This is a genomic window from Desulfobulbus rhabdoformis (genome assembly GCF_016919065.1).
Classification (GTDB): Bacteria; Desulfobacterota; Desulfobulbia; order Desulfobulbales; family Desulfobulbaceae; genus Desulfobulbus; species Desulfobulbus rhabdoformis.
Genome location: NZ_JAFFQA010000104.1, coordinates 1 through 2,325 on the forward strand (window position 1 = coordinate 1; position 2,325 = coordinate 2,325).

At 43.6% G+C, this 2,325-nt stretch carries 1 protein-coding gene and 1 pseudogene; one reads left to right on the forward strand and one right to left on the reverse strand.

What is annotated here, in order from left to right; all coding sequences use genetic code 11:
* Positions 1-177: 177 nt before the first annotated feature.
* A pseudogene (locus tag JWJ90_RS24075) lies at positions 178-525 on the forward strand (transposase); the annotation flags it as partial.
* A 694-nt stretch (positions 526-1,219) separates the two neighbouring features.
* On the opposite strand, the gene JWJ90_RS22500 reads toward JWJ90_RS24075, so the two are convergent.
* Entirely contained in the window at positions 1,220-1,747 is a 528-nt protein-coding gene (locus tag JWJ90_RS22500; RefSeq protein ID WP_205229462.1) for a hypothetical protein, read from the reverse strand.
* Positions 1,748-2,325 lie beyond the last annotated feature (578 nt).

Genomic DNA, 2,325 nt, shown 5'->3' on the forward strand with positions numbered 1-2,325 from the left:
AATTCTGGCTTTGAATTCCGGTGTGTGCTTTCTCTTTTGCTTTTTCATAATCCCTCTTCTTTAACATGATGAAGGAACGATGGATAGGTTAGCCAAAGGGGTGGTCCGGATTCTTGGGACCGTCTCTGAGCAAGTGCGGCCAATACCATTAGAGCAGCGCTCATCGCAGGCAGTTTATATTTGAAACGTTGGATATTGGGTGTCCTCATATGGATTTCCTCGTTGGTATTTCGAGATCACGCTCACCGGGACAGTGCTACAGGAACGATGCAGAAGAGGACGCTTAGGGGGGAAGAGTTTCTGCGTCTGCTTCTTCAACATATCCTGCCAAACGGGTTTAGGCGACTGCGCGAATATGGATTTCTGCACGGGAATGCCAAGAAAATCCGTATGCTGGTCCAGTTGGTCCTGCACGTCGTTATCAGGCCACAGTCGCCTCGCCCCCGACCAGTGTTTACTTGCCCATGCTGCAATCAGCCGATGCGCATAGTGGGATTTAGAAATGACTATCGCCACCCCGGGTAACCTTTAAGCGAGACGCCGCTTCACCGCCAAGAAGCACACGGGAGGAAAACTCTTTTATGAACAGCGAGCCGTTTTTTAACGCCTGATACAGGCGAATGCATTCCTACGTCCTGCGTTCAGCACTACCATCCTGGTAGTGCTTCCAGCATATTACAGAGCAATATTTATTTCCTTTGTGAGACCGGGCTTGTCCAACCCCGGATAGATTGTGGTTCGTTCGAGCCTCACTCACACAATCTATCCTTATTCGTTATTGGCTGTTTTTATTTGATTTTTTATGATTTTTTGTCTTCAAAAAATATTTAAGTTCCTGTCCCGAGACCATAAATAGTTCCTATAAGTAGCCAAGTAATAATGCCTGCTATCGCTAGTATTTGGCCATGGATTTTTCTTAATTTAATAAACCCATAAATAACAGCAAGTAAGGAAATCACCAGACCTAGAATTATTAGAATTTTTGTTAAAGATGGACATGGATATTCAATAGCCATTGGGATACCGATACTACCACCCAATAAGAACATTATAGGGAGCCATGGATCGCCTTGAGAAATCATTGAAATGACGAACAAGACGCACAAAATTGTCCCTAACACTATAAAAATACGTTTGATTTCTCAATCTCCTTTTTCTTCATATAACGCTCGGCTCACCGGCGCGTTTTTTGCGTCTGGTGAAGCCGATTGTTGTGAAATCATTTGAATTTTGCAAAGGTTAAAATTGAATCCAAGTTTTTCATCACAAGATTCTTCGCTCTACGGAACGATTTTTCATGTTCTTCCGAGATCCTTGGTTTTCCATCTACAACTTCTATTCCTTGGGAGTGGTCATAATGAAGAAATTTAGCAGAGGGAAGATGTCTCTCGTAACCATCAAGTCCTTGCGGATAGCAATGATTATCCCATGCTTTTTTTATCTCTGCTCTGTCTCTTTCGCTGAGGTAAGCCTGAAAACGAATGATGGCGTTGTAATGCCGAACATACCCTTTGTTGAAAATATCACTAAAGTCGGTTTCGATAGTGCTCTCTTCAACTATCCTTATTTCATCGGTGAAAGAACACCGAAACTCGGAAGCGGATTTATTGAACTCGGTAAGTCTTATATTTTCTTTGATTCGGTCAATCGCGAGGCGATGTTCGACAATGGCACGACAAAGAAAGCCGAGAACACCGCCAACAGAGAGCCCAATAGCACCAGAAATGTACTCAGCGAGATTGTCCATAATCAAATTTTCTCATTCTCTCTTGGTTTTATAGTGGCATCTGTATTTGCTATTTTCGCTCTTGATATCTATCCGCGTTGGCTGGCAAAGAAGAACGGCCTTTATTATGGGTTTGCACAACCAGTAATTATCCGGAAGACTGACATGAGTATCCCTCAACGGATTCCTCACCTTATAGCCAGCCTTATCCCTGTTCTAAATATACTATAAAATTAGATATATATGGCATATTTATAAAAACATGCTCGTGCTCCCCTTCCTCCGGGTAACACCACCAAAAATCATATTACTGCCAAATTTTCTTCACGATACCAGTGCCCGTTATGCTGGTTGTGCCATAGCAGAAAATCTCTAATTCTCGGAGTTACGTAGTCGAGTAGCCCAGGGGAATCGCACCCCCAGGCCCTCACAGATCCGGACGTGAACCTCTCAATTCATCCGGCTCCTCATGGGGTGCATCCGCTACTTATGGCATTATTTAACCCGCCGGATCCTTTTTGGGCGTGATGCTCTCTGCTGCTTTGCGTTTTGTTCATACTCCTCGAAAAAGGAATCGAATTTTGAATTGTACTTGGCAC